Source organism: Pseudomonas sp. SWI36 (assembly GCF_002948105.1).
GTDB lineage: Bacteria > Pseudomonadota > Gammaproteobacteria > Pseudomonadales > Pseudomonadaceae > Aquipseudomonas > Aquipseudomonas alloputida.
The window spans coordinates 1104527-1130001 of sequence record NZ_CP026675.1; the positions used below are offsets into that span (position 1 = coordinate 1104527).

General features: G+C 63.0%; 24 protein-coding genes. 13 read left to right on the forward strand and 11 right to left on the reverse strand.

Annotated features, from left to right (window positions below; all coding sequences use genetic code 11):
• Nucleotides 1-83: 83 nt before the first annotated feature.
• Together C4Q27_RS05485 and dinG are read right to left on the reverse strand one after the other, a co-directional pair.
• Nucleotides 84-2318 (reverse strand): beta-galactosidase, encoded by a 2235-nt coding sequence (locus tag C4Q27_RS05485; protein WP_064492952.1) that lies wholly within the window; start codon nucleotides 2316-2318, stop codon nucleotides 84-86.
• A 79-nt stretch (nucleotides 2319-2397) separates the two neighbouring features.
• On the reverse strand, nucleotides 2398-4542 hold the full coding sequence (dinG, locus tag C4Q27_RS05490; protein WP_003254889.1) for an ATP-dependent DNA helicase DinG: 2145 nt from the start codon (nucleotides 4540-4542) through the stop codon (nucleotides 2398-2400).
• Nucleotides 4543-4640: 98 nt separating this feature from the next.
• Here dinG and C4Q27_RS05495 point away from each other — a divergent pair, with 98 nt between their 5' ends.
• Nucleotides 4641-5105 carry a CopD family protein gene (locus tag C4Q27_RS05495; protein ID WP_020191313.1) on the forward strand — a complete coding sequence of 155 codons (465 nt, stop codon included), beginning with the start codon at nucleotides 4641-4643 and terminating at the stop codon, nucleotides 5103-5105.
• 121 nt (nucleotides 5106-5226) lie between these two features.
• Here C4Q27_RS05495 and C4Q27_RS05500 read toward each other — a convergent pair whose 3' ends face one another.
• The 3 genes from C4Q27_RS05500 to C4Q27_RS05510 form a co-directional block, all read right to left on the reverse strand.
• On the reverse strand, nucleotides 5227-5502 hold the full coding sequence (locus C4Q27_RS05500; protein WP_064492953.1) for a DUF1145 domain-containing protein: 276 nt from the start codon (nucleotides 5500-5502) through the stop codon (nucleotides 5227-5229).
• Between the two features lie 98 nt (nucleotides 5503-5600).
• Entirely contained in the window at nucleotides 5601-6320 is a 720-nt protein-coding gene (locus tag C4Q27_RS05505; RefSeq protein WP_049588526.1) for an OmpA family protein, read from the reverse strand.
• 89 nt (nucleotides 6321-6409) lie between these two features.
• The gene (locus tag C4Q27_RS05510) at nucleotides 6410-7102 is read right to left on the reverse strand and encodes an OmpA family protein (protein ID WP_064492954.1); all 693 of its coding nucleotides are present in this window, start codon (nucleotides 7100-7102) and stop codon (nucleotides 6410-6412) included.
• Nucleotides 7103-7261: 159 nt separating this feature from the next.
• On the opposite strand from C4Q27_RS05510, the gene C4Q27_RS05515 reads away from it, so the two are divergent.
• From C4Q27_RS05515 to C4Q27_RS05530, 4 genes are read left to right on the forward strand one after another with little or no spacing between them, the layout of a single operon-like run.
• Nucleotides 7262-7756: a DUF6231 family protein gene (locus tag C4Q27_RS05515; protein WP_020191311.1), complete on the forward strand. Its 495-nt coding sequence runs from the start codon at nucleotides 7262-7264 to the stop codon at nucleotides 7754-7756.
• 2 nt (nucleotides 7757-7758) lie between these two features.
• Nucleotides 7759-8235, forward strand: a complete 477-nt coding sequence (locus C4Q27_RS05520; RefSeq protein ID WP_029615445.1) for a YchJ family protein — start codon at nucleotides 7759-7761, stop codon at nucleotides 8233-8235.
• A gap of 2 nt (nucleotides 8236-8237) precedes the next feature.
• A complete protein-coding gene (locus C4Q27_RS05525) occupies nucleotides 8238-8711 on the forward strand; it encodes an LEA type 2 family protein (protein ID WP_020191309.1) in 474 nt (157 codons plus the stop codon).
• Nucleotides 8712-8718: 7 nt separating this feature from the next.
• On the forward strand, nucleotides 8719-8916 hold the full coding sequence (locus C4Q27_RS05530; RefSeq protein WP_060489328.1) for an SEC-C metal-binding domain-containing protein: 198 nt from the start codon (nucleotides 8719-8721) through the stop codon (nucleotides 8914-8916).
• Between the two features lie 167 nt (nucleotides 8917-9083).
• Here the strand turns inward: C4Q27_RS05530 and C4Q27_RS05535 are convergent, their stop codons facing one another.
• Genes C4Q27_RS05535 through C4Q27_RS05550 form a run of 4 tightly spaced genes read right to left on the reverse strand, consistent with a single transcriptional unit; the run spans nucleotide 9084 to nucleotide 12689 of the window.
• Nucleotides 9084-9986, reverse strand: coding sequence for a pyridoxal-phosphate dependent enzyme (locus tag C4Q27_RS05535; protein ID WP_064492955.1), 903 nt, complete (start codon nucleotides 9984-9986; stop codon nucleotides 9084-9086).
• Nucleotides 9983-11194, reverse strand: coding sequence for an MFS transporter (locus tag C4Q27_RS05540; protein ID WP_104886602.1), 1212 nt, complete (start codon nucleotides 11192-11194; stop codon nucleotides 9983-9985). Before C4Q27_RS05540 ends, C4Q27_RS05535 begins: the two co-directional genes overlap by 4 nt.
• Nucleotides 11191-11979, reverse strand: a complete 789-nt coding sequence (locus C4Q27_RS05545) for an alanyl-tRNA editing protein (protein ID WP_010952274.1) — start codon at nucleotides 11977-11979, stop codon at nucleotides 11191-11193. Before C4Q27_RS05545 ends, C4Q27_RS05540 begins: the two co-directional genes overlap by 4 nt.
• Nucleotides 11976-12689, reverse strand: coding sequence for a serine O-acetyltransferase (locus C4Q27_RS05550; RefSeq protein WP_177409993.1), 714 nt, complete (start codon nucleotides 12687-12689; stop codon nucleotides 11976-11978). The genes C4Q27_RS05545 and C4Q27_RS05550 overlap by 4 nt, the downstream gene beginning before the upstream one ends.
• Nucleotides 12690-12861: 172 nt before the next feature.
• Here C4Q27_RS05550 and C4Q27_RS05555 point away from each other — a divergent pair, with 172 nt between their 5' ends.
• The 7 genes from C4Q27_RS05555 to pdeM all read left to right on the forward strand — a co-directional run bounded on the left by C4Q27_RS05555 (nucleotide 12862) and on the right by pdeM (nucleotide 23939).
• Complete coding sequence (locus C4Q27_RS05555; protein ID WP_064492956.1) at nucleotides 12862-14220, forward strand: PLP-dependent aminotransferase family protein; 1359 nt, start codon at nucleotides 12862-12864, stop codon at nucleotides 14218-14220.
• Between the two features lie 85 nt (nucleotides 14221-14305).
• The gene (locus C4Q27_RS05560; RefSeq protein WP_064492957.1) at nucleotides 14306-16747 is read left to right on the forward strand and encodes a penicillin acylase family protein; all 2442 of its coding nucleotides are present in this window, start codon (nucleotides 14306-14308) and stop codon (nucleotides 16745-16747) included.
• Between the two features lie 126 nt (nucleotides 16748-16873).
• On the forward strand, nucleotides 16874-17890 hold the full coding sequence (locus C4Q27_RS05565; protein ID WP_020191305.1) for a ligase-associated DNA damage response exonuclease: 1017 nt from the start codon (nucleotides 16874-16876) through the stop codon (nucleotides 17888-17890).
• Nucleotides 17887-19545, forward strand: a complete 1659-nt coding sequence (locus C4Q27_RS05570; protein WP_064492958.1) for an ATP-dependent DNA ligase — start codon at nucleotides 17887-17889, stop codon at nucleotides 19543-19545. Before C4Q27_RS05565 ends, C4Q27_RS05570 begins: the two co-directional genes overlap by 4 nt.
• Before the next feature lie 113 nt (nucleotides 19546-19658).
• Nucleotides 19659-20774 (forward strand): succinylglutamate desuccinylase/aspartoacylase family protein, encoded by a 1116-nt coding sequence (locus C4Q27_RS05575; protein ID WP_020191303.1) that lies wholly within the window; start codon nucleotides 19659-19661, stop codon nucleotides 20772-20774.
• Nucleotides 20775-20841: 67 nt separating this feature from the next.
• Entirely contained in the window at nucleotides 20842-23292 is a 2451-nt protein-coding gene (locus tag C4Q27_RS05580) for a ligase-associated DNA damage response DEXH box helicase (RefSeq protein WP_104886603.1), read from the forward strand.
• The gene (pdeM, locus tag C4Q27_RS05585; protein ID WP_104886604.1) at nucleotides 23289-23939 is read left to right on the forward strand and encodes a ligase-associated DNA damage response endonuclease PdeM; all 651 of its coding nucleotides are present in this window, start codon (nucleotides 23289-23291) and stop codon (nucleotides 23937-23939) included. Before C4Q27_RS05580 ends, pdeM begins: the two co-directional genes overlap by 4 nt.
• Nucleotides 23940-23945: 6 nt before the next feature.
• Here the strand turns inward: pdeM and C4Q27_RS05590 are convergent, their stop codons facing one another.
• Nucleotides 23946-24173 (reverse strand): hypothetical protein, encoded by a 228-nt coding sequence (locus tag C4Q27_RS05590; protein WP_003254918.1) that lies wholly within the window; start codon nucleotides 24171-24173, stop codon nucleotides 23946-23948.
• Between the two features lie 94 nt (nucleotides 24174-24267).
• A complete protein-coding gene (dcd, locus tag C4Q27_RS05595; RefSeq protein ID WP_003254920.1) occupies nucleotides 24268-24834 on the reverse strand; it encodes a dCTP deaminase in 567 nt (188 codons plus the stop codon).
• 327 nt (nucleotides 24835-25161) lie between these two features.
• On the opposite strand from dcd, the gene C4Q27_RS05600 reads away from it, so the two are divergent.
• Nucleotides 25162-25371: a cold-shock protein gene (locus tag C4Q27_RS05600; RefSeq protein ID WP_003254922.1), complete on the forward strand. Its 210-nt coding sequence runs from the start codon at nucleotides 25162-25164 to the stop codon at nucleotides 25369-25371.
• Nucleotides 25372-25475 lie beyond the last annotated feature (104 nt).

Sequence of the window (25475 nt, forward strand, 5' to 3'; positions counted from 1 at the left end):
GTTGGGTGTTTTGCAAACAGGCTTGGGCCAAGTGGTCGCGACACAAGGCCGCTCTCACCTGGGTTGACTGCATCCGCCTGATCTCAGGGGGCCGGTTTTTCCAGCTCGGCACGCAGTTGGTTCATGGTCTGCAGATTGCTTTTGCGCACGGCATCGACAAACCCTGGATAGGGCATATCGGTAATCGCCACCAGCCCGAGGTGGCCGTTCTCACCATCTAGCAGGCGACCGCTGGCCGGTTGGTCGAGGTACTGGAACCAGTGCGCGCCAACGATCATCGGCTGCGCCATGGCGGCCTTGAGGAAGTTTGCATAGGCCGGGCCGCGATCCTCTTCCCGCGCCAGCTCCAATGGCCCCGGCCAGAACGGCCCGCGATCACGCGAGCCGAACTGGAACTCGGACACCAGCACCGGCTTGTCCAGCTCTGCCAGGCGGGCAAAGTCGTAGCCGTCCTGTGGCTTGAGGGTATAGAAGTTGAAGCTCAGTACATCGCAGAACTCGGCACAGGCCTTGACCGCTTCCGGCGTACTAACTGCATAGCGGCCACCCAGGAGCATGTGATTGGGCGCATGCCATTTCAACGAATCGGAAATGGTCTTGAAGTAGGTCTCGGCAAATACCCGCTGGAAGTGCTGGTAGTCACGTTCGATTTCCGGGTGCTCCGGGTCAGGCAACGGCGCCTCGAAGCCAGGATCTTCCATGAGTTCCCAGGCGGTCAGTTCGATGCCCCAGGCCTTGGACAACCCTTCCTGGTTGCGATACTTGTCGCGCAACTGCTTGAGGAATGCGCGTTTGGCTGGCACATCGGTGGTCAGGCGCAAGGTGCCGTAGGCCAGGCCATAACGGCTCTTGGGGTCGCTTCCAGGGGCGGCCCATGCCAGTTCGTTATCGGCGAAGTAGCCGATGAGCCAAGGGTCGTCACGGTGATCACGAGCGGCGATGGCCACGGCACGCTCGGTGGCCATGGCAAAACGCGGGTCGAACGGGTCGGGCATGCGGCCCCACCAGTCCATGCCCGTGCTGATGCTGGCGTAGTCGCCTACGATCGACAGCGGCAAGGTGTACGGCATGCGTCTGGCTTGGCCAAGCGCCGGCTCGCTCCAGTTGCCAATAGTGTTAAACCCCCAGGCCTGAAGGCGATCAAGCGCATGCGCCTGCCAGCGGTCGGCATCCAGCACCGGCGGCGCGCAATCGGCTGGCTGGCCCTCCACTGCGGGCCGGCAGGGTTTGCCATAGGTACGCTGCAGGTTGGCGGCGTAGAAGTCGAACCAGCGCCCCTGCTTGAAATTGCGCCCTTGCGACGAGGCATTGCCATCGTCGTTGTTGCTTTCGCCATAGAACGCGGCCAGTGCATCGCCCTCAGCGGGCAAGGCCTTGAACATGCCTTCGCGCCCGGCGACATAGGTACGCCCGCCGTCTGCCGCCACGGCGTTCACCCCCAGGGAATAGAACGGGTGCCCATCCGGCGTTACCAGATACCAGCGGCCATCACGCTTTTCAGTGCGAAAGAAACCCTTGGCTGCAAAGGCCGGCCCGCCCACCAGGCCACCGTAAGCGTCCAGCTGCAGCTTGCCGCGCTCTGCCAACCAGCCCTTGAGCTGTTGCTGTTCACGGGTATCGGCCGCCTTGAGCTGCTCGTCACTGGATACCTTCTCGGGCCAGTTACCGCGAGTCGACTGGCCATAAGCATCAATCAGCTCGTGGTAGGCCGCCCTGTACGCCTGGTCGTCATCCTGGATACCGACACGCTCGATCAGCAGGCTCTGCGCCACCTTGGGGCTGGGGATGCTCAGGCTGACCGAGGTCACCTGCTTGAGGTCGACTGCACCGGCACTGCTGGTCAAAAGGAGGCGCTGACCACCATGGTTCCAGGGCATCGGCGGGCCGGCGCGCATGCCCTGGTCCAGCGGCGAACTGGCCGTCAGGGGCACCATCACGGTTTGCGCGGGGCCAGCAGGCAGGTCGATACGGCTGGTCAAGACGCGGCCATCGCTGCCTTGCACTGTGACATCCACGGTCAATGCCCAATCCATGGCACTTTGCAGGCGCAAGGTCAGGAACTGCCCGGCGGACCAGTCCCACACCCCGCTCTGCGGGCTCAGGCGCAGGGTCGGCTGCTGGGCCGGGTTGAACACCACACGCCGCAACACCTCGCCCTCGGCCGTTTGTTCCGCGTTGTACTGCGGCATGCCGGCATCCACCGTCGCCACATTGACCACCGAAGCCGGGCGCACGAAGCTGAACAGCGTTTGCTGCCCGGCCAGCAAGGGTGAACTGCACAACAAGGCGAATACGGCGGGCAGGGTGCGGCGGATCATAAGGCTGGGGCTCTCCTTCAGGACCCTGATGGGCCCAAGACGAGTAATGGACAATGCGCCGGCGCAAGTGCTCCGGCGGTCAGGAAATTTCCCGCCGGAACGGCGGCAGCGCATTGAGAATAGCCTTGCCGTAGCGCTGCGTGACCAAGCGCCGGTCAAGCAAGGTGATAACGCCGCGATCCTGCTCGGTACGCAGAAGGCGGCCGCAGGCCTGGATCAGCTTCAACGAGGCGTCAGGCACGGCAATTTCCATGAACGGGTTGCCGCCACGTGCCTCGATCCACTCGGCCAGCGCAGCTTCGACCGGGTCGTCGGGCACAGCAAAGGGAATCTTGGCGATGACCACGTGCTCGCAATACGCGCCCGGCAGGTCGACACCCTCGGCAAAGCTGGCCAGGCCGAACAGCACGCTGTGCTGGCCATCGTCGACCCGCGCCTTGTGCTTGTTCAGTGTTTCCTGCTTTGAAAGGTTGCCCTGGATGAGCACCAGCTTGCGCCAGTCACGGTCCAGACCGTCAAACACATCCTGCATCTGCTTGCGTGACGAGAACAACACCAGCGCGCCACGGGCATCTTCGACGATGTTCGGCAGTTCGCGGATGATCGCCGCGGTGTGCGCTGCTGCATCGCGTGGGTCGGCCTGCAGGTCGGGGACCCGCAACAGGCCGGCATCGCCATGCACGAACGGGCTGGGCACCACGCAGGTGACCGCGTCGCGCGGCAACCCCGAACGCATGCGGAAACGGTCGAACTTGCCCAGCGCGGTCAATGTCGCCGAGGTCACCAGCGCGCCGTGGGCCACGCTCCACAGGCTGCGCCGCAGCATATCGGCGGCGAGGATGGGGCTGGCGTTGACTTCGATGTCGAACAGCGCGCCACTTTCGGCCAAGGTCAGCCAGCGCGCCATGGGCGGGCTGTCTTCCGGGTCTTCGGCGGTGAAGGCCGTCCACAGCTCCCAGTTACCCTGGGCACGGGTGACCAGGCTGCCGAATAGCGGATACCACTCTTCAGCCTGATGGCTGGCGATGCCGATATTGACCTCGCCGTCCATGCCTTCCTTGAGCAGGTCAGCCAGGCGGGTGAACAGATCGTTGAGGCGGGCAAAGCCCTTTTTCAGTTCGATGCCCACTTCACGAATCTGCTCCGGCACCACCCCACCCTCGAAACGGTAACGCGGGCGCTCACGGCCTTCGGTGTCCTCGCTGGGACGGAAGTCAGCCACCTGTTCACAAAGGGTGAACATGAACTGCTGCTGGGTGCGTACTTCTCGCGCCAGCTCCGGCACCTGCTCGATGTACTTGCCCAGGTCGCCAGGCAGCGGATGCTGGGCCAGCAATTTGGTCAGGTTCTTGGCGGTCTGCTCCAGCCAGTCGGCGGTGGAACGCAGCCGCGAATAGTGGGCGAAATGGCCGATGGCCTTGTCTGGCAGATGATGGCCTTCGTCGAACACGTACATGGTATCGCGCGGGTCGGGTAACACCGCACCGCCACCCAGGGCGAGGTCGGCCAGAACCATGTCGTGGTTGGTGACGATCACATCGACCTTGCCCATGCCTTCGCGGGCCTTATAGAACACGCACTGCTGGAAGTTGGGGCAGTGGCGGCCGGTGCACTGGCTGTGGTCGGTGGTCAGGCGTGCCCAGTCCTGGTCTTCCAGGGCCTCTGGCCAGCTGTCACGGTCACCGTCCCAGCGGTTGCCGGCAAGCTTCTCGATCATGCTGTTGAACAGCTTCTGGCTGCGCTCGTCGACTTCGATGCGGAAGCCTTCTTCCTCGAACAACTGAGCTGTGGCTGACTGGGCGTGGCCTTCCTGCAACAGGATGTCGAGCTTGGACAGGCACAGATAGCGGCCACGGCCCTTGGCCAGGGCGAAGCTGAAGTTGAGGCCGCTGCTGCGCATCAGGTCGGGAAGGTCCTTGAAGACGATCTGTTCCTGCAGGGCCACGGTGGCCGTCGCGATCACCAGGCGTTTGCCGGCGGCCTTGGCCGCCGGGATGGCTGCCAGGCTGTAGGCTACCGTCTTGCCGGTACCGGTGCCCGCTTCCACGGCCACCACGGCAGGCTCGCCGGCGCGGCGGCCTTCATCGTCGCAGGCAATGTCGCCAAGCACCTTGGCCACTTCGGCGATCATCAGGCGCTGGCCATAGCGCGGCTTGAGGCTCTTGGCTTCGAGAAAACGCGAATAGGCGCCCTGGATAGTGGCTTTGAGTTCGTTGCTGATCATGGTCTGCAGGCGCCCGAAGGGCTGGATATATTTTCAGTGTTTCACATGGGGCGGCTATCATACCCCGCTATTGCCCTTTCTGCCGCATGGAGATCCGAATGCTCGCCTTTGCCCTGCCCTACACACTGCATGTTCTGGCCGCACTCGTATGGGTCGGCGGCATGTTCTTCGCCTGGCTGGTGCTGCGCCCGGCAACGGTTGCAGCCCTTGAAGGGCCTGCCCGCCTGCGCTTGTGGGTGGAAGTTTTCCGACGCTTCTTCGGCTGGGTCTGGCTGGCGGTGGCGATTTTGGCGATAAGTGGTATCGGCATGTTGCACATGCGCTTCAGCGGTTTCGAGACGGCGCCCAGGTACGTGCACGTGATGATCGGTGGCGGGATCGCCATGCTTGCCTTGTTCATGCGCATTCAGGCGTTGCTGCTGCCGGAATTGAAGGCAGCGGTGCAGGCCGAGGACTGGCCGACGGGGGCGGCGGTACTGGGGCGCATTCGGCGGATGGTGGGGGTCAATCTGCTGCTGGGGCTGGCCGTCGTTGCGGTGGCCAGTTCGCGTCTGGTGATCTGACAGGCGCTGCGTGAAAAAGGCAGTGAAGCAGGTGCCACGATGGATGGCACCGGCGTTGCCAGTGTTCGCGGGCAAGCCCACTCCTGCAAGGGATCGCAGCGAGAATTATTACGCGGCAAGATCAGTTCACCCGCGGCGCCTCCCGCGGACGGGGAATGGACATGACATGAAAGATTCCCGTCAACAGGATTTGCAAACGGTCAAACCAACGGTGACTGCGCCCGCGCAGGCTGCGATTGAAGAACAGCATTTCAAGCAGGTGCAGGCCAAACAAGACGATGCCTGCGGCATTGATCAGCAGATTGAAGGGCAAGGGTTGTGGCATCAGCTGATTGAACAGCACCACCCCCCAGAAAGCGACCGTCAGGACCTTGCCCAGGCCCAGGATGAACTTCATACCACGCCCCTATAGATGGTTGTCATGTCGAGGTGGCCTGATCGAGCAAACCGTGCGAACAACATTAACGGCAATGCCCAGGCAAGCGCCAGCAACACTCAGTTGAGGTGCAGCTCCACCCGTCGGTTGCGCGCGCGGCCCTCCTCGGTTTCGTTGTCGGTAACCGGTTCGCTTTCCCCACGGCCCTGGCTGGTGACCTTGCCCATCTCCAGGCCCTGGCCGATCAGGTACTCGGCAACGCTGCTGGCGCGGCGTTCGGAAAGTGCCTGGTTGTAGCTGTCGGAGCCCACACTGTCGGTGTGTCCGATCACACGAACCTTGGCCACCGTCGGTGAATTGAGCTTCTCCACCAGGCCTTGCAGGCGTTGCTGGGCCGCCGGCGTCAGTTCGGCGGAGTCGAAGGCGAACATCACCGCGCCGTTGTCATCGAGGGTGATCACCTCTGGCGAGGGTTCGGGTGCACTGGCAGGTGGCGCGGCCGGGTACTGTTTCAGTGGGCAACCCATGTGGTCGACCGCCGTGTTGGCCGGGGTCTCGGGGCAGTGATCGCGCCGGTCGAAAATGCCGTCACCATCTTCGTCACCGTCCTGGGCGTAACAAATCAGCCCGCCGGCGATGGCGCCCAAGGCGCCACCACCGGCAGCCCAGGAAGAACTCTCGATGGCACCAAGGCCACCACCGACCAAGCCGCCCAGCAGGCTGCAGATGGGCCAGGTCCTTTGATTGAGGGGCGCGCTGCCATCGCTGTGCGTAGCGCAGCCCGTGAGCAGGCTGGCAGCCACCAACAGCGGCAAAGCCGCCTTCGACGTCACACTCATGCTGAATGCTCCTGTGTCATTGGCCACAAACGGCTGGCCGGCATGAAGACGCGCCCGTGCCACTGCTCGAGGCACGGGCGCCTGCCGTCTTACCGCTGGATCTTGATCTCGGTACGACGGTTCATGGCACGCCCTTCGCCCGTGGCGTTGTCTGCCACCGGCTGGGTTTCACCCGCGCCGACCACCGAAACGAAGCTGCTGCGCGGTACACCGCTCTCGACCAGGTAATCGGTCACCGAATGGGCACGGCGCTCGGACAGTTTCTGGTTGTAGCTGTCGGAACCGACGCTGTCGGTATGGCCGCTGACGCTAAGGCGGGCAGAGGGCGCTTCCTGCTTCAGGCGCGTGGCAATGGTATTGAGGCGCTCTTTGTCACTGGCCGTCAGGCGCGCAGAATCGAACTCGAAGTGCACGTCGCGGATGACAATGACTTCTTCCTTCTGCACCACCACTTCTTCGACCACCGCAACCGGCTCAGGCGGGCATCCGTTGGCATCGACCTGCACACCACGCGGGGTGCCAGGGCACTTGTCACGGCTGTCTGGCACGCCGTCGCCATCCTCGTCGCCATCGCCATGGGCCCAGCAATAGCCCGCCGCCAGGCCACCGCCCAGCAACGCACCCCAGCCAGCCCAGCTGGAGCTTTCGATGGCGCCCAGGGCGGCGCCGCCTACACCCCCGACGGCGGCACATTTCGGCCAGTCGGTTTTTTGCAAACCTGCACAACCAGTCAACACACTGGTGAGCAGTACCAGGGGTAACGCTGTGCGTACTATGCTCATTTCATTGCTTCTCCTAGGGGGAATCGGCATAAGGCCGATCTCTGGGAGTAAAGACCGCGCATTCCAACCCTGCCAGCAATAAGCTACGACACGGTCACATGCCTCTTTGCCCGCACGCCGCAGCCCGCTAGTCTTGGATGACTTGAACGAGGAATGGCAATGACCGAAGGTTTCTCCAAACGCACCCCGCAACAGGCCCTGGCAGCCCTGCTCGAGCGCTTCACTCCACAACGGCTGCTGCTGGTAGGTACGCGCTTTCCGGCGCTGGACGCCTTCGCCCAGGCACACCCCCAGGTCACCATCGACACCGCCGCCCCTGGCCCGCTGCCAGCCGAACTGGCCGCCAAGCGCTTTGACCTGGCGGTACTGGTGGACTGCCTGGAACACTTGCCCAAGCGCACCGGCCTGGAGCTGCTCGGCGGTATTCGCAACCTCAATGCCAGCCGGGTTGCAGTGCTGGCCGACCTGGCTGCCTGCGGCTGGCAGGACACCGACTTTTTCGCCCTGGCCATGTCGGCCAGCGAGAAATTCTGCCGTGACCAACAGGTTTTGAGCCTGTTCACCTATGATCTACATGACTATAAGCAGGTCCCGGACTGGCTCAACGCCAGGTTCTGGGCCAACCCTGAAAACTTCGGCAAGTACTGGTGGTGATGATGAGTGTCTCGGTCTGCCCTTGTGGCAGTGGCAACCTGCTTGACGCCTGCTGCGGGCATTACCATGCCGGTACCCCGGCACCGGATGCCCAGGCCCTGATGCGCTCACGCTACAGTGCCTACGTGCTGGGCCTGGTCGACTACCTGGTAGCCACCACCCTACCGGCCCAGCAAGCCGGCCTGGACCGTGCTGCCATGGCCGACTGGAGTGCACAGAGCACCTGGCTGGGCCTGGAGGTGGAAAGCGCAGAAGTGCTGGGCGGACAACCCGAGCACAGCTTCGTCACCTTCACCGCGCGCTGGCACGACCAAGACGGCGATCATCAGCACCGCGAACGCTCGGCCTTCGTCCAGCATGCCGGTCGCTGGTACTTCATCGACCCAACGGTCGGGCTGAAGGCCGGGCGCAACGACCCCTGCCCCTGCGCCAGTGGGCACAAATTCAAGAAATGCTGCGCCAGCTACGTAGGGAGCTGAACATGATCAAGCGCACCCGTCTGCTACTGCTCGGTGCGCTGCTGGCATGGCTGACGGGCTGTGCCAGTTGGGGCGAGGACTGGCGCGAGCCCGAAGTGCATCTGGTCGAGGTCGAAACGGTCAAGGCCAGGTTGCTGGAACAGGAGTTCGTGTTGCACCTGCGGGTCGACAACCCCAATGACAGCCGCCTGTTCATTCGCAACGTGTCGTATGCAATACGCCTCAATGACCTGCTACTGGTGCAGGATGAAGCCAGCGTATGGCGCAGCGTGGGCGGGCATGCACGGCGCACTTTCAAGATCACCGCACGAACCAACCTGTGGCAGCACCTGAAGCCACTGGCCAAGCTGCTCAGAAGCAAGCAGCCGCTGCGTTACTCCCTGCAGGGCGAACTGGCGACCGGGTTGCTCATCCATCGGGACCTGCACATCTCGCGCAGTGGTGAGATAATCCCCGACGATTACATACCGGAGTAACCCTGCAATGTCCCAACAACCCCACGTTCATGGCCCTGACTGCAACCATGGCCATGATCACCATCACGACCACGGCCATGTACACGGCCCGCACTGCAACCACGGCCACCAGGAGCCGGTACGCAACGCCCTGAAGGACGTTGGCCGTAACGACCCGTGCCCGTGCGGTAGCGAGAAGAAGTACAAGAAGTGCCACGGCGCCTAATCGACTGACGCGATAAAAATCTGAGAGATGGCTCGAACACTGTGGGAGCCGGCGCGCCCGCGAACACGGGCGAAGCCCGTGCCATCCACCGCGTCGCCTGCTTCGCGGGCTCGCCCGCTCCCACAGTTTCCGTGCCAGCCTCTGGATCATGAGCCTGACACAGGTGGCTACGCGGCCTTTCGCCGGTTTGCCCCCAACAGGTCCTGGTACCAGAGGCCGGCATCATAGGCGATGGTCACCAGGGTGGTCTCGACATACCGCGGATGCTGGGCCATGCGCTGGGCAACCGCCAGGCAGGCAGCGGCTGTATTACCGACGAAAATGCCACTCTGCATGTAGAACCAGCGCTGTGCGGCCAGCATTTCTGCATGTTGCACCTGGGCCCGCTCGTCCACCAGCGACCAGTCCATGAACGGCGGGCAAACGCCCACGGCCATGCCTTCAAAACGATGGTCGGCGAACACGCCAGCCCTCGAATCGCAGCCATTGGGATCGACCAGTACCGTCGACACATCGAAGCCATGGTCCTTCAGCCCCAGGGTGATACCCGTGAAACTGGCGCCAGTACCCGCACAGCCCACGAACAGGATCTGCCGCCCTGCCCCGGCGTTGGTCAGTTGCACGGCCAGTTCGCTGGCGGTCTGATAACGATGGGCTTCGATGCCCACCGGGTTGTTGAACTGGTCGGTGTAGAAGTATGACTTGCCCAGCGCGGTCTGGTTATCCAGGTGATGCATCACCACGTCCTTGGGTGTGGCACCGGCCATCAGCATTTCCTTGCCGATCAGTCGGGCACCGAAACACTCCAGCAGATCCCGCTTGGTCTGGCTGAAGCTCAGCCCGACCGCCAGCTCTACGGCGACCTGGTACTTGTGGCAGGCCGCCAGCAAGCCAAAACCGAAGCTGCCACCGGTTTTTTCGATGACGGTCGTCACCCCGGGAATGATCTCACCCTTGCGCACGGCATGTTCGACGATCCGCCGCGCCGCCCGGTATTTGTGGCTACCGCCCGGGTTGTTCATTTCCAGCTTGGTGTAGATACGATCGCTGACACTGATGAGCTCGCTCATTTGCGGCTACCTTCCATTGAAGTTTGCAGGCCGACCTTGTTCTGCAGCAGGCCGGCAGTGGCAACCAGCAGCCCCAGGCAGAGGACCATGCAGATGGCGTTGGTACCGTCCCAGCCGACCGAGCTCAGCAACAGCGAAGGGCTGAATGCGCCGAGGGTGGCAAAAATGGCAATGGCCAGGTCGTTCTTACCCTGCATCTGCATCGCTGCCGGGCTGTTCTGCAGTGACTGGGCCAGCAAGGCGCCTCCGCCTACGTAAGTGAGGTTCCAGCCCAGCCCGAGGGCAATCAGTGCCAGGGTCATCATGGCGTAGCTGTGCGACCAGATATTCATCGCCGAGCAACCGATCAACAGGGCCAGGCCCGCGCAAATGGTGGTCTTGATACCCAGTCGCTGGATGATGGCGCCGGTGAAGAACGACGGGGCAAACATGGCAATCACATGCCACTGGATCGCCAGGCGGACGTCAGTGAAGTCCTCGTGCATGTGTTTCATGTGCATCGAGGCCTGGATCATCAGCAGGTTCATGATCCCGTAGCCCAACGCAGCGACAGCCATTGCCACAACCACGCTCGGGCCTGCCGGCTCGGCACGGACACTGGCCGGCTTTGCTGCGCTGTTGACCGCGCTGGCCATACCGGCATCGCTGGGCAGGCACAGCGCAATCAACAATGAAAGCAACGCCAGGCCGACAAACGCGGCATAACACAGCGAAAACAGTGGGTAGCCACCCACGTCACGCAGCCACTCGGTAAGCGTCGGCCCGACGACAGCCGCGATGACCCCGCCCGCCACGACCAGCGAAAGCGCCTTGGGCTTCAAGGCCTGGGAAAGATTGTCGGTTGCCGCGAACCGGTTGAAGTTGGCGAACGCGATGTACACACCCAATGCAGAGTGGCTGAGTACCAGCGTTGGAAAATGCTGGTGCTCCACCGCCAGAAAGCCGCTGACGCCAGACAGCGCCAGGGGAATCGCGCCCAGCATGAACGCCTTTTTACGGCCAATACGGCTCATCAGCCTGGAGACTGGATAAGTTGCCAGCATCAGGCACAGAAACTGGAACCCGTACGGCACCGTGGACCATGCGGCATCAGGCGCCAGCGCAGCCCCGACAATGGCGGCCATCGTCACCGACATCACGGCAGTCGTCAGGTTGATCGACTGTGCCGTGAAGTACAGGTACGTGCGCCGCGGTAACGTGCTGTTCATAATGCGTGCTCGTGATAAGTGGACAGGTCGATTTCGGCCTCGGGGAACACGCAGATCAGCCGTTCCTTGCCTTTACCCAGGCGTTTGCGCTTGACGCCAAGGCGCCCGATGCGCCGAGGCGAATCGAGGTGCGTGCCACCGCACGGGATTTCGATGCCGTTGTAGGTCCACAAACGCGCGTCTTCCAGGCCTTGAACCGCGTAGTGCTCGATGGGCGCATCGCAGCCGATCAGTTCATTCGCCCGTCGTTCTATTTCAAGTACGTCTTCAGCCGTGAACGCGTCCTCGACCAGGAAGTCGAAACGTGCCGTGTCCTCCTTGATATGGCAGCCGATAGTCCATTGCTTCAATTCTTCACGCAGCCCGATGGCGGCGGCATACAGGAAGTGGCTGGCACTGTGAGACAACGTCAGCCGTTCGCGCCGTTCGATATCGATAGTGACGCGGGCCGGCATGCCTACCGTGACTTCATCCAGCAAGTGCAAATCATCAGGGTGCAGGCTGTGAATAATGATGCCGCCCAGTTTTCCACCTTTGAAACCTTCCAGGCGAATAGGGCTACCGTAGAGTTTTTTAACCCAGACGAATCGCACGGTACCCACCGGTAATTCAATGGTGCCGAAGTCCGCTTCCTGGCCGCCCCCTTCTGGATAGGCCACCGTACTCAGCAACTCGATGCCGTCACTGTGCACCCGCGCTACTTGCGTATTCGCGCCCGCCAAATACTGGTCTTTGTAATACAGTTTCTCGGTATTTCTTAAAACTTCATAGTTCAGAGCGTTCATGATTCCAATACCACCTGCAATGATGTTTTAACCTGTACCCGGGCAGCGGCCGGGACGTCTTTGGTAACAATGCAGCCCGGCCCGATAAACGCACCGTCACCGACATGAATTGCGCCCAGCACACTGGCGAAAGCGCCGATCTGCACCCGGTTACCCAACGTCGGATGCCTGGGGCTCGAGGGGTTGTCACTGATACCGCGGGCGCCCAGGGTTACGCCGCCAAGCACGTAGCAATCGTCACCAATGGTCGACGTTTCACCAATGACGGTGCCCATGCCGTGATCGATGATGAAGCGCGCACCAATGCGGCTGCGGAAATGGATCTCCGCCCCCGAAAGCATTTTTCCGCGCCTGGAGATCATGGCGGCCAGGCATTGACCGCCGGCGCCGTAGGTCGCGGCGCTATTGTTGTAAATCCAATGGGCAAGCCGATAATGCAAAACCGCAGAATAAGAGGTGTAGGTTTTTGCAATGAATACCAGGTCGCGGCCGGCAGCCGGATCCTTCATGGCAAATGCCTGTAAATCGGCATGTGCCTGTTCAGTCACATGCTCTATGACCATTGTTTCTTTCAGTGCTTCGAACTCGACGACTGAACAACACTCCAATAACGCCGAGGTCACAAGATTCTTTACAACTTTGAATGACTCCAGTTCGTCAGGGACAGGAAGCCTGGCAATGACGGCTGATTGCATGTCCATAGGGTGCATGGGCTTGATATCCAGTTGTCTGGTCTGCACAGACGCTAAAAGTGCCGCCTTTGTTGGCAGCCGAAAGTTCCGACACAGGGATATTGGCATGTGCTGGCCATTTGCAAACGAACAGTCGACAAGCATTTCCGTTAACTGTTAGGCTTTTTTTTCTAACGGTTTCGGACCTGCCATGATCCCCTGCAGCCTTCATCACCTTTTGAAACAACGCCTGGATGCAGGCGAGTGGTTGCCCGGGCAACGCATGCCCTCCATCCGCAAGCTGACCGCTGCAGTGGACTTCAGTTACCACGACGTCGTGTCGGCCTACGCCCAACTGGTCAGCGAAGGTGTGTTGACGGCATCACCCGGGCGAGGCTACTTCGTGGCAAACCGCGCCCGGCAAACCAGCGTGATCCACGAACCCGAATGCATGGCCGGCGACCCACTGTTCCGGCTGCTGCAGGGCGGCCAGCACTTCACCAAGCTGGGCAGCGGCTGGCTGCCCCCAGCGTGGCGCGACACCGAACTGCTGGCCAAGGCGATTCGTCGCACGGCGCGGCTGGAGCAGAGCTCGCTGGCAGAGTACGGCGACATCCAGGGGTACCTGCCCATGCGCAAACAGCTGTGCGTGCACATGAAACGGCTGACCCGTGTCGAAGTCCGCCCCAACCAGTTGCTGACCACACTGGGGGCCACGCAAGGCCTGGACCTGGTTGCACGGTTGCTGATCAAACCGGGCGACCACGTGTTCGTCGACGAGCCGGGCAACGGCAACCTGATCAAGCTGATCCAACTGGCTGGCGGACACGTCGTCGGCATTCGGCGGACCCAGGACGGGCCGGACGTGGAAGAAATGAGAAGCCACCTGGCCAGGCACAAGGTCAAGGCGTTTTTCTGCAACAGCACCTTCCACAACCCGACCGGCAGCAACATCAGCCCGCACAACGCCTTCAGCGTCCTGCGCCTGGCGGTGGAGCACGAGTTCTTCGTGGTCGAGGACGACGTTTACGGGGACTTCAGCCCTGCTGTGCGCCAGACCTTTGCCGAGCTGGACAACCTTGACCGGGTTATCTACATCGGCAGCTTCTCCAAATGCCTGTCGGCCTCGCTGCGCGTAGGGTTCATTGCCTGCTCGCAAGACCTGATCGAGCCGCTCACACGCCTTAAACTGCTGACCTGCGTCGCTGTCCCCGCGTTTTGCGAACGCTTCGTCAACACCATATTGTCGGATGGCACGTATGCCCGGCACATGAAAGACGTGCAGCAGCGCCTGATCCGCCAGCAGGTGCAAACCCAACGCTTGCTGCTCGAGCGCGGCTGGCAATTCGACATTGCACCGCAAGGGGGTATGTTCCTCTGGGTCTACCACCCGGACCTGCCCGACCTGCAACCTTTCGTGCGTAAACTGGAGCAACACAAGATCCTGCTGATGCCCGGCTCTGCATTCGCGGTGAGCCGTGACTACCAACGCTACACGCGCATCAATTGCACGCATTTTTCCGACGCCTTGGCCGAGCACTTCGACGTTGGACCCGGCGCGATCAAATAAACCGACCTGGGACCTTGCATGGCGCCTGCGCGCTTACTACCTTAGCGCCTTTCCAAACCAGCCTCGCCTTGCAGGAGCCCTTGCCATGGCCGCCCCCGCCTTTCCTCCTTTCCGCCTGCGGTTCGCAACCGCTGCCACCCTGCTCGGCATGCTCGGGCTGGCCGGCTGCCAGACGGGCGGCTACCAGGACAGCGTGCCACCGACCAGCGGCGTGCAGCCGCTCAAAGGCCTGGCACAGAATGTTTCGGTACGGCGCAATGCCATGGGTGCGCCGCTGATCGAAAGCAGCAGCTTCCATGATGCGCTGTTCAGCCTGGGCTATGTGCACGCCGGTGACCGCATCGAACAGATGGTCGCCATGCGCCTGCTCGCCCAAGGCCGCCTGGCCGAACTGGCCGGCAGCGAGGCGCTGGATATCGACCGCCTCATGCGCGCCGCCAACCTCAAGCAGAGTGCCGCCCAGCAATACGCCGACGCATCGCCACGGCTCAAGCGCTTCTTCGAAGTGTACGCGCGCGGGGTCAACGCCTACCTGTTCCGCTACCGCGACAAGCTGCCAGCAGGCCTGGCCAGTAGTGGCTATCGCCCCGAATACTGGAAGCCTGAAGACTCGGCGCTGATCTTCTGCCTGTACGCGTTCAGTCAGTCGGTCAACCTGCAAGAGGAACTCAGCGCCCTGACCCTGGCGCAGAAAGCCGGTAGCGACAAGCTGGCCTGGTTGCTGCCCGGGGCCCCGGACGAGCCGTTGGCCGAAATGGAAGTGGACAAGCTCAAGGGCCTGAACCTGGCCAGCCAATTGCCGGGGCTGGCAGCCCTGGCGGCTGCCAGCCAGAAGCTGGCCGACCTCGACCTGCTCGGTAGCCCGGGGTCGGCCAACCTGGCCCTGGGCCCGCAGCGCAGCCGCAGCGGCAAGAGCCTGCTGGCCAGCGACAGCCGCGCCGCCTGGGCCTTGAGCCCGGTACAAATCAATACCAGCAAGTACCAGGTTGCCGGCCTGTCCTTGCCGGGCCTGCCAATTGTGCTGGCCGGCTACAATGGCAAGCTGGCCTGGAGCAGCAGCGCGGTCATGGCCGACAATCAGGACCTGTTCCTCGAGCAGCTGCGCCGCCAAGGCAATCAGCTGAGCTACCTGGCCGATGGTAAATGGCTGCCGGCCCGCGCCCGCAGCGAAACCTACTTTGTACGTGGCCAACGCCCCGTGCGCGAAGTGATGTACGACACCCGCCACGGCACCCTGCTGGCCCAGCCAGAAAATGCCAGCCTGGGCCTTGCGCTGAACCTGCCACAGTTCAAAGGTGATCGCAGCCTGGATGCCCTGTTCGACCTGACGCGGGCCAAGAACGTGGAGCGGGCCTTCGACAGCACACGTGAGGTGACTGCTGCTGCCGTCAACTTCGTTTTCGCCGAGCCTGAGCACATCGGCTGGCAAGTCAGTGGCCGCTACCCCAATCGCCGCGAAGGCCAGGGCCTGCTGCCCTCGCCGGGCTGGGACGGGCGTTACGACTGGGACGGCTATGCCGACCCGATGCTGCACCCGTACGACCAGGACCCACCCGCGGGCTGGATCGGCCATGCCAACCAGCGCAGCCTGCCGCGCGGCTATGGCATGCAGCTGTCCAGCACCTGGTACTACCCCGAGCGTGCCGAACGACTGGCACAGCTGGCCGGCAACGGTCGCCACGACAGTCGCAGCCTGATGGCCCTGCAGAACGACCAGGTGACCTTGCTGGCCAACAAGCTCAAGCAGATGTTCGACGCACCCGGCATGGCCCAGCCACTGAAGCAGGCAATCGACGCCCTCCCCGCCGGGCAGCGCGACAAGGCCCGCGACACGCTGGCCCGGCTCAAGGCCTTCGATGGCCGCCTGAGCCCGGTGTCGGCCGATGCCGCGCTGTACGAGTTGTTCTTGCAGGAGGTCGCTCGCCAGACCTTCCTCGATGACCTGGGCCCGGAGTCCGGCCCGGCCTGGCAGGCATTCGTCAGCAATGCACGTTTGTCGTTCTCGGCGCAGGCCGATCATCTGCTGGGCCGCGATGACAGCCCCTTCTGGGATGACCGCAACACGCCGCAGAAAGAAGACAAGCCCGCCATCCTCGCCCGCAGCCTGGCGGGCGCAATGGAGGCCGGTATCGCACAGCTGGGGGCCGACCGACGCACCTGGCAGTGGGGCAAGCTGCACCAGTACCGCTGGCCGGCACCGGCCTACCATGGCCTGGGTGATGCGATCAGCCGTTCGCCGCTTGCCGCAGGCGGCGACTTCACTACCCTGGCCCTCACACCATTCGCCTGGGGCAGCGACTTCGACACGCGTCTGCCAGCCTCGGCACGGATGATCGTCGACTTCGGCCAGGCCGAACCGTTGCAGATACTGACCAGCAGCGGCCAGTCCGGCAACCCGGCCAGCGCGCATTACCGCGATGGGCTGGATGCCTGGTTCAAAGGGCGCTTCATGAGCCTGCCACTGCAACAGCAGAACTTCGGCAGGGCGTATGGCAACCAGCGGCTTACGTTGGTGCCGGGGCGGTAAGGGCGTTCTTCAGGGGCGCATGAGGGGGCTTGATGAAGTTTTTCAGCAGCTCCCTCCCAAATCCATCCGAACTAACGTCCAGCACCATGCCTCTTAACGGGTAACCCCTGAACCAGTGCCCGTGCCATGGACCTCGTCATCGCCCGCCCCGAAGGCCTGTACTGCCCGCCCGGAGATTTCTACATCGACCCCTGGCGGCCCGTGGACCGGGCTGTCATTACCCATGGCCACGGCGACCACGCACGCACCGGCAATGGCCATTATCTGACCGCCAGCCCCGGTGCCGGCATTCTGCGCAGCCGCCTGGGCCAGGACATCAATCTGCAGACCCTGCCCTACGGTGAGCGCCTGCTGCACCACGGCGTGACGTTGAGCCTGCACCCGGCCGGGCACGTGCTGGGTTCGGCACAGGTGCGCCTGGAGTATCGAGGTGAAGTCTGGGTTGCATCCGGTGACTACAAGGTAGAACCCGATGGCACCTGTACGCCCTTCGAACCGGTGGCGTGCCACACCTTCATCACCGAGTCGACCTTCGGCCTGCCGATCTACCGCTGGCCAAGCCAAAGCGAGATCTTCGCCAGCATCAATGCCTGGTGGCGGGCCAACAGTGAACAGGGCAAGGCCAGCGTGCTGTTCTGCTATGCCTTCGGAAAGGCCCAGCGGATTCTGCATGGGCTGGATGCCAGCATCGGCCCGATCCTCGTGCATGGCGCCATGGAGCCGCTCAACCGGGTGTACCGGGATGCCGGCATCCGCCTGCCGGAAACCCGCTACGCAGGCGATATTCCGCGCAACGATCCACTGCTGCGCCAGGCACTGGTCCTGGCGCCCCCGTCAGCCGGCGGCAGTAGCTGGATGCGCCGCTTTGGCGATTACAGTGATGCCTTCGCCAGCGGCTGGATGCTGCTACGCGGCGCCCGCCGGCGGCGCGGCGTGGACCGGGGCTTTGTGCTGTCCGACCACGCCGACTGGCCTGGCCTGCTCTGGGCCATTGGCCAGACCGGTGCCCAACGGGTGATGGTCACCCACGGCTCGGTCGAGGTACTGGTGCGCTACCTCACCGAACAAGGCCTGGATGCCCGCGCCTTCGTCACCGAGTATGGCGACGAAGACGATGTGCCCAACACCGCCCCCTCGCCATGAAAGCCTTCGCTACGCTGTTCCTGCGCCTGGACGCGACCACCTCCAGCAATGCCAAGCTCGAGGCACTGCGCGACTACTTTGACATGGCGCCCGCCGACGATGCTGCCTGGGCGGTGTATTTCCTGGCCGGCGGGCGCCCACGCCAACTGGTGCCCACCCGCCTTCTACGTGAACTGGCAACGACGCTGGCTGGCCTGCCGGACTGGCTTTTCGAAGAAAGCTATCAGGCCGTGGGCGACCTGGCCGAGACCATTTCGCTGCTGCTGCCGCTGCACGCCGATGGCAACGACGAAGGCCTGGCCACCTGGGTGGAACAGCACTTGCTGCCCCTGCGCGGGCTGACGCCTGAGCAAGTCCGCCAGCGCCTGCCGCCGCTCTGGGCCCGGTTGGACCGTGCCAGCCTGATGCTATGCCTGAAGCTGATCACTGGCAGCTTTCGCGTGGGCGTGTCAAAGCTGTTGGTCACCCGCGCCCTGGCGCAACTGGCCGGGCTGGACGCCAAACGCGTGGCCCAGCGCCTGGTCGGCTACACCGATATAGGCCATCGCCCGACTGCAGCCAGTTACCAGAGGCTGATCGCCCCAGAGTCCGCCGATGAACACAACCAGCGTGGCGGCCAGCCCTACCCATTCTTCCTGGCCCATCCGCTGCAAGTGTCCAGCGATCAGTTCGATACCCTGCTCGGACCACCAAGCGATTGGCAAATCGAATGGAAGTGGGACGGCATTCGGGCGCAAGTGGTGAAGCGCGATGGCCAGCTGTGGGTGTGGTCACGCGGCGAAGAACTGGTTACCGAGCGTTTCCCCGAACTGCATGGTCTGGCACAGACGTTGCCCGATGGCGTGGTGCTCGACGGCGAGATCCTGGTCTGGAAACCTGGTGAAACCGAGGCTGAACTGGCCGTGCAGCCGTTTGCCTTGCTGCAACAGCGTATCGGTCGCAAAACGCTGGGCAAAAAACTGCTGAACGATGCGCCGGTGGTGCTGCAAGCCTACGACCTGCTGGAGTGGCAGGGCGAGGACTGGCGCAGCCGACCGCAACACGAACGCCGAAGCCAGCTGGAACACCTGGTGGATGAACACCCACTTGCCCCCGTGCTGTTGTCGCCTCTGCTGCAAGGCCCGGACTGGGCCGACCTTGCCCGCCAGCGCGAACAGTCACGCAGCCTGGGCGTGGAAGGGCTGATGCTGAAGCAGCGCGAGGCACTGTACGGCGTGGGGCGCACCAAGGACATGGGCATCTGGTGGAAGTGGAAGATCGACCCTTTCAGCGTCGATGCGGTGCTGATCTATGCCCAACGCGGCCACGGTCGCAGGGCCAGTCTGTACAGCGACTACACCTTTGCCGTATGGGATGCACCGGCAGGTACCCCTGGTCGGGCGTTGGTGCCCTTTGCCAAGGCCTATTCAGGGCTCAGCGACGAAGAAATGCGCAAGGTCGACGCCATCATCCGCAAGACCACGGTGGAAACGTTCGGCCCGGTGCGCAGTGTCACTCCCACGTTGGTGTTCGAGCTGGGCTTCGAAGGCATCGCCCTGTCCCGGCGCCACAAAAGCGGTATTGCCGTGCGCTTTCCGCGCATGCTGCGCTGGCGGCTGGACAAGCCAGTGGAAGAAGCAGATGACCTGGCCACCTTGCAGGCACTACTGGCCTGAAAAAGTTTGCGATGCCCGACTGCTGCAGGATGAGGCGCATTCGCTGAAACTATGCTTCTATTTTTGAGCCGACCCGTGTCGCAGACCGTTTTCGCCACGCAGCCAGGACCAACATGCACCATTCAACCCACGACCTGCTCTCCCCCGTACCGGGGATCACCCGCCAACTGCACAGCTTCCACTTCGGCCCCCGCAGTGGTGGCAAAGTCTATATCCAGGCCTCACTGCACGCCGACGAGCTGCCGGGCATGCTGGTAGCCTGGCACCTCAAGCGCCGCTTGGCCGAGCTGGAACAGCAAGGCCGACTGCAGCGCGAGATCATACTGGTGCCGGTGGCCAACCCGGTGGGTTTGGAGCAAGTGCTGCTGGATGCACCATTGGGGCGTTTTGAACTGCAAAGCGGCGAGAACTTCAATCGCAACTTCGTCGACCTGTCGGACAGCATCGGCGACCAGATCGAAGAACACCTTACCCAGGACCCGACGCACAACCTTGCACTGATCCGCGAATACCTGCGCCGTGGCCTGGACGCACACCCGGTCCGCACACCCCTGCAAGCCCAGCGCCTGATACTGCAGCGCCTGGCCTGCGATGCCGATATGGTGCTGGACCTGCACTGCGACTTCGAAGCAGTCGAGCACCTGTACACCACACCCGATGCCTGGCCCCAGATCGAACCCTTGGCCCGTTACCTGGGCGCCCAGGCCAGCCTGCTGGCAACCGACTCGGGCGGGCAGTCGTTCGATGAATGTTTCAGCCTGGTCTGGTGGCAATTGCAGCAACGTTTCGGCAAACGCTTCCCGATTCCGCTGGGCTGCTGCTCGGTTACCGTGGAGCTTCGTGGCCAGGCGGATGTCAGCCATGATCTGGCCAGCAAGGACTGCCAGGCGATCCTCGACTTCCTGACCCACGCAGGTGTCATCGAAGGCACCAGCGCCCCCCTGCCCGCGCTGTTACGCCACGCCACGCCGTTGGCCGCGGTGGAACCTGTGGCAACGCCACTGGGTGGGTTGCTGGTTTACCACGCCAAACCGGGCCAGCACCTGGAGGCCGGCCAACTGATCGCCGAAGTCATCGACCCACTCAGTGACCGAGTCACCCCCCTTCGCAACAGCCAGCCGGGGCTGCTGTATGCGCGTAGCGTCCGGCGCATGGCCACCGCTGGCATGGTCATCGCCCATGTGGCCGGCGAACAGGTATGCCGCAGCGGCTACCTGTTGGCCAATTGATCCGGTAAAACCATTGCAGCCGGCAAGTGGTCTGTAGAAGCACAGCCTTCGAAGGACCGCCTGCCTCATGCCTGCTGCTACCGACCTCGCCAATGCCTGGTTTGCCAAGCGCGGCTGGAAGCCCTTCGCCTTCCAGCGGCGCGTATGGGCTGCCGTCGAACGGGGCGAGTCCGGTTTGCTGCATGCCAGTACCGGTGCCGGCAAGACCTACGCGGTCTGGCTCGCGGCGCTGCGTGCGTTCAAGCCCAGGCCCCAGGGCCGCCACTTGGCCCCCATACAGGTGCTGTGGGTGACGCCCATGCGTGCCCTTGCCGCCGACACCGCACGTGCGTTGCAAGCGCCGCTTGATGAGCTCCAGCTGCCTTGGAGCGTAGGGGTGCGCAGCGGCGACACCAACAGTGCCGAGCGCGCCCGACAGGCCCGGCGGCTACCCAGTGTGCTGATCACCACCCCCGAAAGCCTGACCCTGCTGCTGACCCGGGCACAGGCACGTGAGGATTTCGCCACGCTGCAACTGGTGGTGGTGGATGAATGGCACGAGCTGCTTGGCAACAAGCGCGGGGTACAACTGCAGCTGGCCTTGGCGCGCCTGCGGCATTGGCACCCGGGCCTACCGACCTGGGGCTTGTCGGCAACCCTCGGCAACCTGCAACACGCACGGGATGTCTTGCTGCCCCAGGGCGGCCTGCTGGTGCAAGGCCGGCAAGACAAGGCACTGCAAGTCGACACCCTGCTGCCAACAGCGATCGAGCGCTTCCCTTGGGCTGGACACATGGGCCTGAAGATGCTCGACCAGGTCTGTCACGAGATCGATGTCAGTGCCAGTAGCCTGGTGTTCACCAACACCCGCGCCCAGGCAGAAATCTGGTATCAGGCCCTGCTTGAGGCCCGCCCGGACTGGGCCGGGCTGATCGCCCTGCACCACGCCTCGCTGGCCCGTGATACGCGCGACTGGGTGGAGCGCAGCCTCAAGCAAGGCAGCCTCAAGGCGGTGATCTGCACGTCCAGCCTGGACCTGGGCGTGGACTTTCTGCCCGTGGAACGGGTGCTGCAAATCGGCTCGGCCAAGGGCATCGCCCGCCTGATGCAGCGGGCGGGTCGCTCAGGACACGCGCCCGGGCGGCACTCCAGGGTCACCCTGGTGCCCACCCATAGCCTGGAACTGGTGGAAGCGGCGGCGGCCCGGCAGGCGCTGATAGCCGGCCACATGGAAGCCCGCTTTTCACCGCGCCTGTGCATGGACGTGCTGGTACAGCATCTGGTCAGCATGGCCTTGGGCAGCGGTTTTCGCCCGGAGCAACTGCTCGCCGAAGTGCGCAGCACCTGGGCTTTTCGCCAGTTGCGCGACAGCCAATGGCAATGGGCGCTGGACTTCGTCTGCCACGGCGGCAGCTCACTGACCGCCTACCCGGACTACCAGCGCGTCGAGCGCCAGGCCGACGGTGTTTACCGGGTTACCAGCGAACGCCTGGCGCGGCGCCACCGCATGGGCATCGGCACCATCGTCAGCGATGCCAACCTGCAACTGAAATACTGGAGCAAGGGCGGCGGCGGGAAAACGCTGGGCAGTGTTGAAGAAGCGTTCATCGCCCGCCTGCGCCCCGGCGATACGCTGGTGTTTGCCGGGCGGGTACTGGAGCTGGTGCGCGTGGAAAACATGACGGCCTATGTGCGTCGCAGCACGGCGCGCAAGGCTGCGGTAGCGCGCTGGAACGGCGGGCGCATGCCGCTCTCGAGCGAACTGGCCGAGGCGCTGGTCGAGCAGCTCGATGCTGCCGCCCATGAACGCTTTGACGGGCCGGAAATGCGCGCAGTACGCCCGCTGCTTGCGCTCCAGGCGCAGTGGTCAGCCTTGCCCACCACAGGCACACTGCTGGCCGAGACCTTCAAGTCCCGCCAGGGCTGGCACCTGTTCCTGTATCCCTTTGCCGGGCGCATGGCCAACCTGGGCTTGGCCAATCTGATTGCCTGGCGGGTCAGCCGCGCACAGCCGCTGTCGGTGTCGATTGCCGTCAACGATTACGGATTCGAACTCCTCAGCCCTGCCCAGGTGGACTGGGCCAGTCACCTGCCGCAAGCACTCGACACCGCGGACCTGCTGGAAGATGTGCTGGCCAGCCTGAATGCCGGGGAAATGGCACTGCGGCGCTTTCGTGAAATTGCCCAGATTGCCGGGCTGGTGTTTGGCGGTTATCCCGCCGCGCAGAAGAGCACGCGGCAAATCCAGGCCTCCAGCGGGCTGTTCTATGAGGTGTTTCGCAAGCACGACGCGGGGAATTTGCTGCTTGGCCAGGCGCGGGATGAAGTATTGAGCGAAGAGCTGGAAATCGAACGGCTGCATCGGCAACTGCTAAAAATGAGTGAGTTGCAACTGGACCTGCGGGCGTTGAAGCGGCCAGGGCCACTGGCGTTTGCCTTGTTGGTGGAAGGCATGCGCGAGACATTGAGCACCGAGAAGCTAGCAGACCGCATTGCGCGGATGGTGGCGGAACTGGAACAAGCGGCGAACGCGGGATGAATTACCAACCCATCGAACACCGGGGGCAGGCGCTCTGGCTGCTTGCCGACAAAGCCATCTACTGGCCCGCCCGCCGCGCCTTGCTGGTGGCCGACGTGCACATCGGAAAGGCCGCCAGCTACCGCGCCCTGCATCAACCAGTGCCACGCGGAACGACTGAGGCGACACTCGACAGGCTCGATCGCCTGCTGGCCGAGCATGACTGCGAACAACTGATCATCCTGGGCGACTTTCTGCATGCCCGCACGGCCCGCGCCCCGGCAACGCTGGCCAAGGTGGAGGATTGGCGCAAGCGGCACAAAAATCTGAAAGTGGTGCTCATACGCGGCAATCATGATCGCAACGCCGGCGATCCACCTGCCTCGCTCGATATTCAGGTCGTGGACGAGCCTTGGGTTCTGGAGCCCTTTGCCCTGCAGCACGAGCCGCAGCCCCACCGCACACACCCGGTACTGGCGGGCCATGTACACCCGGTCTTCGTCCTGCGCGGCAAGGCCCGTCAGCGCTTGCGCCTGCCTTGCTTCGTGATCGATGAGCAAGTCAGCCTGCTACCTGCATTCGGTGAGTTCACCGGGGGGTGGGAAATCACCCCCGCCAGCGCCAGCCGGCTGTACCTGGCTGGCGCTGAACGCGTCTGGCCGCTTTAGCGACGCTCAGGCCACAGGGGCGGGAGGCGGCTCGTCCGGCAAGGTCGGCTCACCCGGCTCCATGGGAGGCGTCTCACCGGGTTCCGGCGGTTGCGGGGTATCGGGGTCAGGCTGATGGGGCACGCCCCCCGCCTGCATGGGCAGCGGGTGCGCCAGCAGTGACCAGGGCAACAACCCTACGTGATTGGGCTGCAGGCCTGCCAGCTTGGCACTGATTGCGGGATGGAGTTTCATTGGCTGCTCCTGACGAAAGCCGATGCACATCATGCACACCGGCGTTACTTCGTTGGAGTGCCAAAGGCGCGGGTAATTCCCCGCGCTTGTCGGCTCAGGTACGCGGCAGAGTGACGCCGCGTTGGCCCTGGTATTTGCCGCCACGGTCCTTGTACGACACTTCGCACTCTTCGTCGGACTGCAAGAACAGCATCTGCGCCACGCCTTCGTTGGCGTAGATCTTCGCCGGCAGCGTGGTGGTGTTGGAGAACTCCAACGTCACGTGACCTTCCCATTCGGGCTCGAGCGGCGTGACGTTGACGATGATGCCGCAACGGGCGTAGGTGCTCTTGCCCAGGCAAATGGTCAGCACGTCACGAGGAATGCGGAAATATTCGACAGTGCGCGCCAGGGCGAAAGAGTTTGGCGGGATGATGCACACGTCGCTCTTGATATCGACGAAGCTGCCAGCATCGAAATTTTTCGGGTCGACGGTGGCCGAGTTGATGTTGGTGAACACCTTGAATTCGTCGGCGCAGCGTACGTCGTACCCATAGCTGGAGACGCCGAAGGAGATCACGCGGTTGTCCTGCTCGCCGCGCACCTGGCGCTCGACGAACGGCTCGATCATGCCGTGTTCCTGCGCCATGCGGCGAATCCACTTGTCCGATTTGATGCTCATGGCGGGGTGTCCTGAAGAGTTGCGAGGTGAAAATCGTGACGCGCATATTACCGGTCCCGGCGCCCAGGTTAAAGTTCCATCCCTCATCCCGCGCCGGGTGGGGGCTGCAGCCGCCGCCGATCCGAATTTGCCTAAAGCGTCTTCTGACCATTGGCAGGTTGCGGAAAGTGGGGTAAGGTGTTGCCACTGTGCTGCACGTGACACCGAGAATCTCTAGTTTGATGCACGATCCTGATCGGCCCATCGCTGAATTTTCTGCTCTCTTTGCGCTCAGTCCCGGGCAGGGTTTTTCCTGACCGTTATCAAATTGTCCAAGGAGACAGAAAAATGTCCAACCGTCAATCCGGTGTTGTTAAGTGGTTCAACGATGAGAAAGGCTACGGCTTCATCACCCCTCAGTCGGGCGACGACCTGTTCGTGCACTTCAAAGCCATCCAAGCTGACGGCTTCAAAACCCTGAAAGAAGGCCAGGCTGTTACTTTCGTCGCTACCCGCGGCCAGAAAGGCATGCAGGCTGAAGAAGTTCAGATCGCCTAAGTCGATCTAGCTTCCTAGCTTTCAAAAAAACCCGCCTTCTGGCGGGTTTTTTTATGCCTGCTCGAAATAGGCGCTGGCCTCTTCGCGGGCTCGCCCGCTCCCAC

What these genes read in the sequence shown, in the direction of transcription:
- C4Q27_RS05485 (WP_064492952.1), bottom strand. Translation starts at nt 2,318, where the DNA reads ATGATCCGCCGCACCCTGCCCGCCGTATTCGCCTTGTTGTGCAGTTCA.
- dinG (WP_003254889.1), bottom strand. Translation starts at nt 4,542, where the DNA reads ATGATCAGCAACGAACTCAAAGCCACTATCCAGGGCGCCTATTCGCGT.
- C4Q27_RS05495 (WP_020191313.1), top strand. Translation starts at nt 4,641, where the DNA reads ATGCTCGCCTTTGCCCTGCCCTACACACTGCATGTTCTGGCCGCACTC.
- C4Q27_RS05500 (WP_064492953.1), bottom strand. Translation starts at nt 5,502, where the DNA reads ATGAAGTTCATCCTGGGCCTGGGCAAGGTCCTGACGGTCGCTTTCTGG.
- C4Q27_RS05505 (WP_049588526.1), bottom strand. Translation starts at nt 6,320, where the DNA reads ATGAGTGTGACGTCGAAGGCGGCTTTGCCGCTGTTGGTGGCTGCCAGC.
- C4Q27_RS05510 (WP_064492954.1), bottom strand. Translation starts at nt 7,102, where the DNA reads ATGAGCATAGTACGCACAGCGTTACCCCTGGTACTGCTCACCAGTGTG.
- C4Q27_RS05515 (WP_020191311.1), top strand. Translation starts at nt 7,262, where the DNA reads ATGACCGAAGGTTTCTCCAAACGCACCCCGCAACAGGCCCTGGCAGCC.
- C4Q27_RS05520 (WP_029615445.1), top strand. Translation starts at nt 7,759, where the DNA reads ATGAGTGTCTCGGTCTGCCCTTGTGGCAGTGGCAACCTGCTTGACGCC.
- C4Q27_RS05525 (WP_020191309.1), top strand. Translation starts at nt 8,238, where the DNA reads ATGATCAAGCGCACCCGTCTGCTACTGCTCGGTGCGCTGCTGGCATGG.
- C4Q27_RS05530 (WP_060489328.1), top strand. Translation starts at nt 8,719, where the DNA reads ATGTCCCAACAACCCCACGTTCATGGCCCTGACTGCAACCATGGCCAT.
- C4Q27_RS05535 (WP_064492955.1), bottom strand. Translation starts at nt 9,986, where the DNA reads ATGAGCGAGCTCATCAGTGTCAGCGATCGTATCTACACCAAGCTGGAA.
- C4Q27_RS05540 (WP_104886602.1), bottom strand. Translation starts at nt 11,194, where the DNA reads ATGAACAGCACGTTACCGCGGCGCACGTACCTGTACTTCACGGCACAG.
- C4Q27_RS05545 (WP_010952274.1), bottom strand. Translation starts at nt 11,979, where the DNA reads ATGAACGCTCTGAACTATGAAGTTTTAAGAAATACCGAGAAACTGTAT.
- C4Q27_RS05550 (WP_177409993.1), bottom strand. Translation starts at nt 12,689, where the DNA reads ATGCACCCTATGGACATGCAATCAGCCGTCATTGCCAGGCTTCCTGTC.
- C4Q27_RS05555 (WP_064492956.1), top strand. Translation starts at nt 12,862, where the DNA reads ATGATCCCCTGCAGCCTTCATCACCTTTTGAAACAACGCCTGGATGCA.
- C4Q27_RS05560 (WP_064492957.1), top strand. Translation starts at nt 14,306, where the DNA reads ATGGCCGCCCCCGCCTTTCCTCCTTTCCGCCTGCGGTTCGCAACCGCT.
- C4Q27_RS05565 (WP_020191305.1), top strand. Translation starts at nt 16,874, where the DNA reads ATGGACCTCGTCATCGCCCGCCCCGAAGGCCTGTACTGCCCGCCCGGA.
- C4Q27_RS05570 (WP_064492958.1), top strand. Translation starts at nt 17,887, where the DNA reads ATGAAAGCCTTCGCTACGCTGTTCCTGCGCCTGGACGCGACCACCTCC.
- C4Q27_RS05575 (WP_020191303.1), top strand. Translation starts at nt 19,659, where the DNA reads ATGCACCATTCAACCCACGACCTGCTCTCCCCCGTACCGGGGATCACC.
- C4Q27_RS05580 (WP_104886603.1), top strand. Translation starts at nt 20,842, where the DNA reads ATGCCTGCTGCTACCGACCTCGCCAATGCCTGGTTTGCCAAGCGCGGC.
- pdeM (WP_104886604.1), top strand. Translation starts at nt 23,289, where the DNA reads ATGAATTACCAACCCATCGAACACCGGGGGCAGGCGCTCTGGCTGCTT.
- C4Q27_RS05590 (WP_003254918.1), bottom strand. Translation starts at nt 24,173, where the DNA reads ATGAAACTCCATCCCGCAATCAGTGCCAAGCTGGCAGGCCTGCAGCCC.
- dcd (WP_003254920.1), bottom strand. Translation starts at nt 24,834, where the DNA reads ATGAGCATCAAATCGGACAAGTGGATTCGCCGCATGGCGCAGGAACAC.
- C4Q27_RS05600 (WP_003254922.1), top strand. Translation starts at nt 25,162, where the DNA reads ATGTCCAACCGTCAATCCGGTGTTGTTAAGTGGTTCAACGATGAGAAA.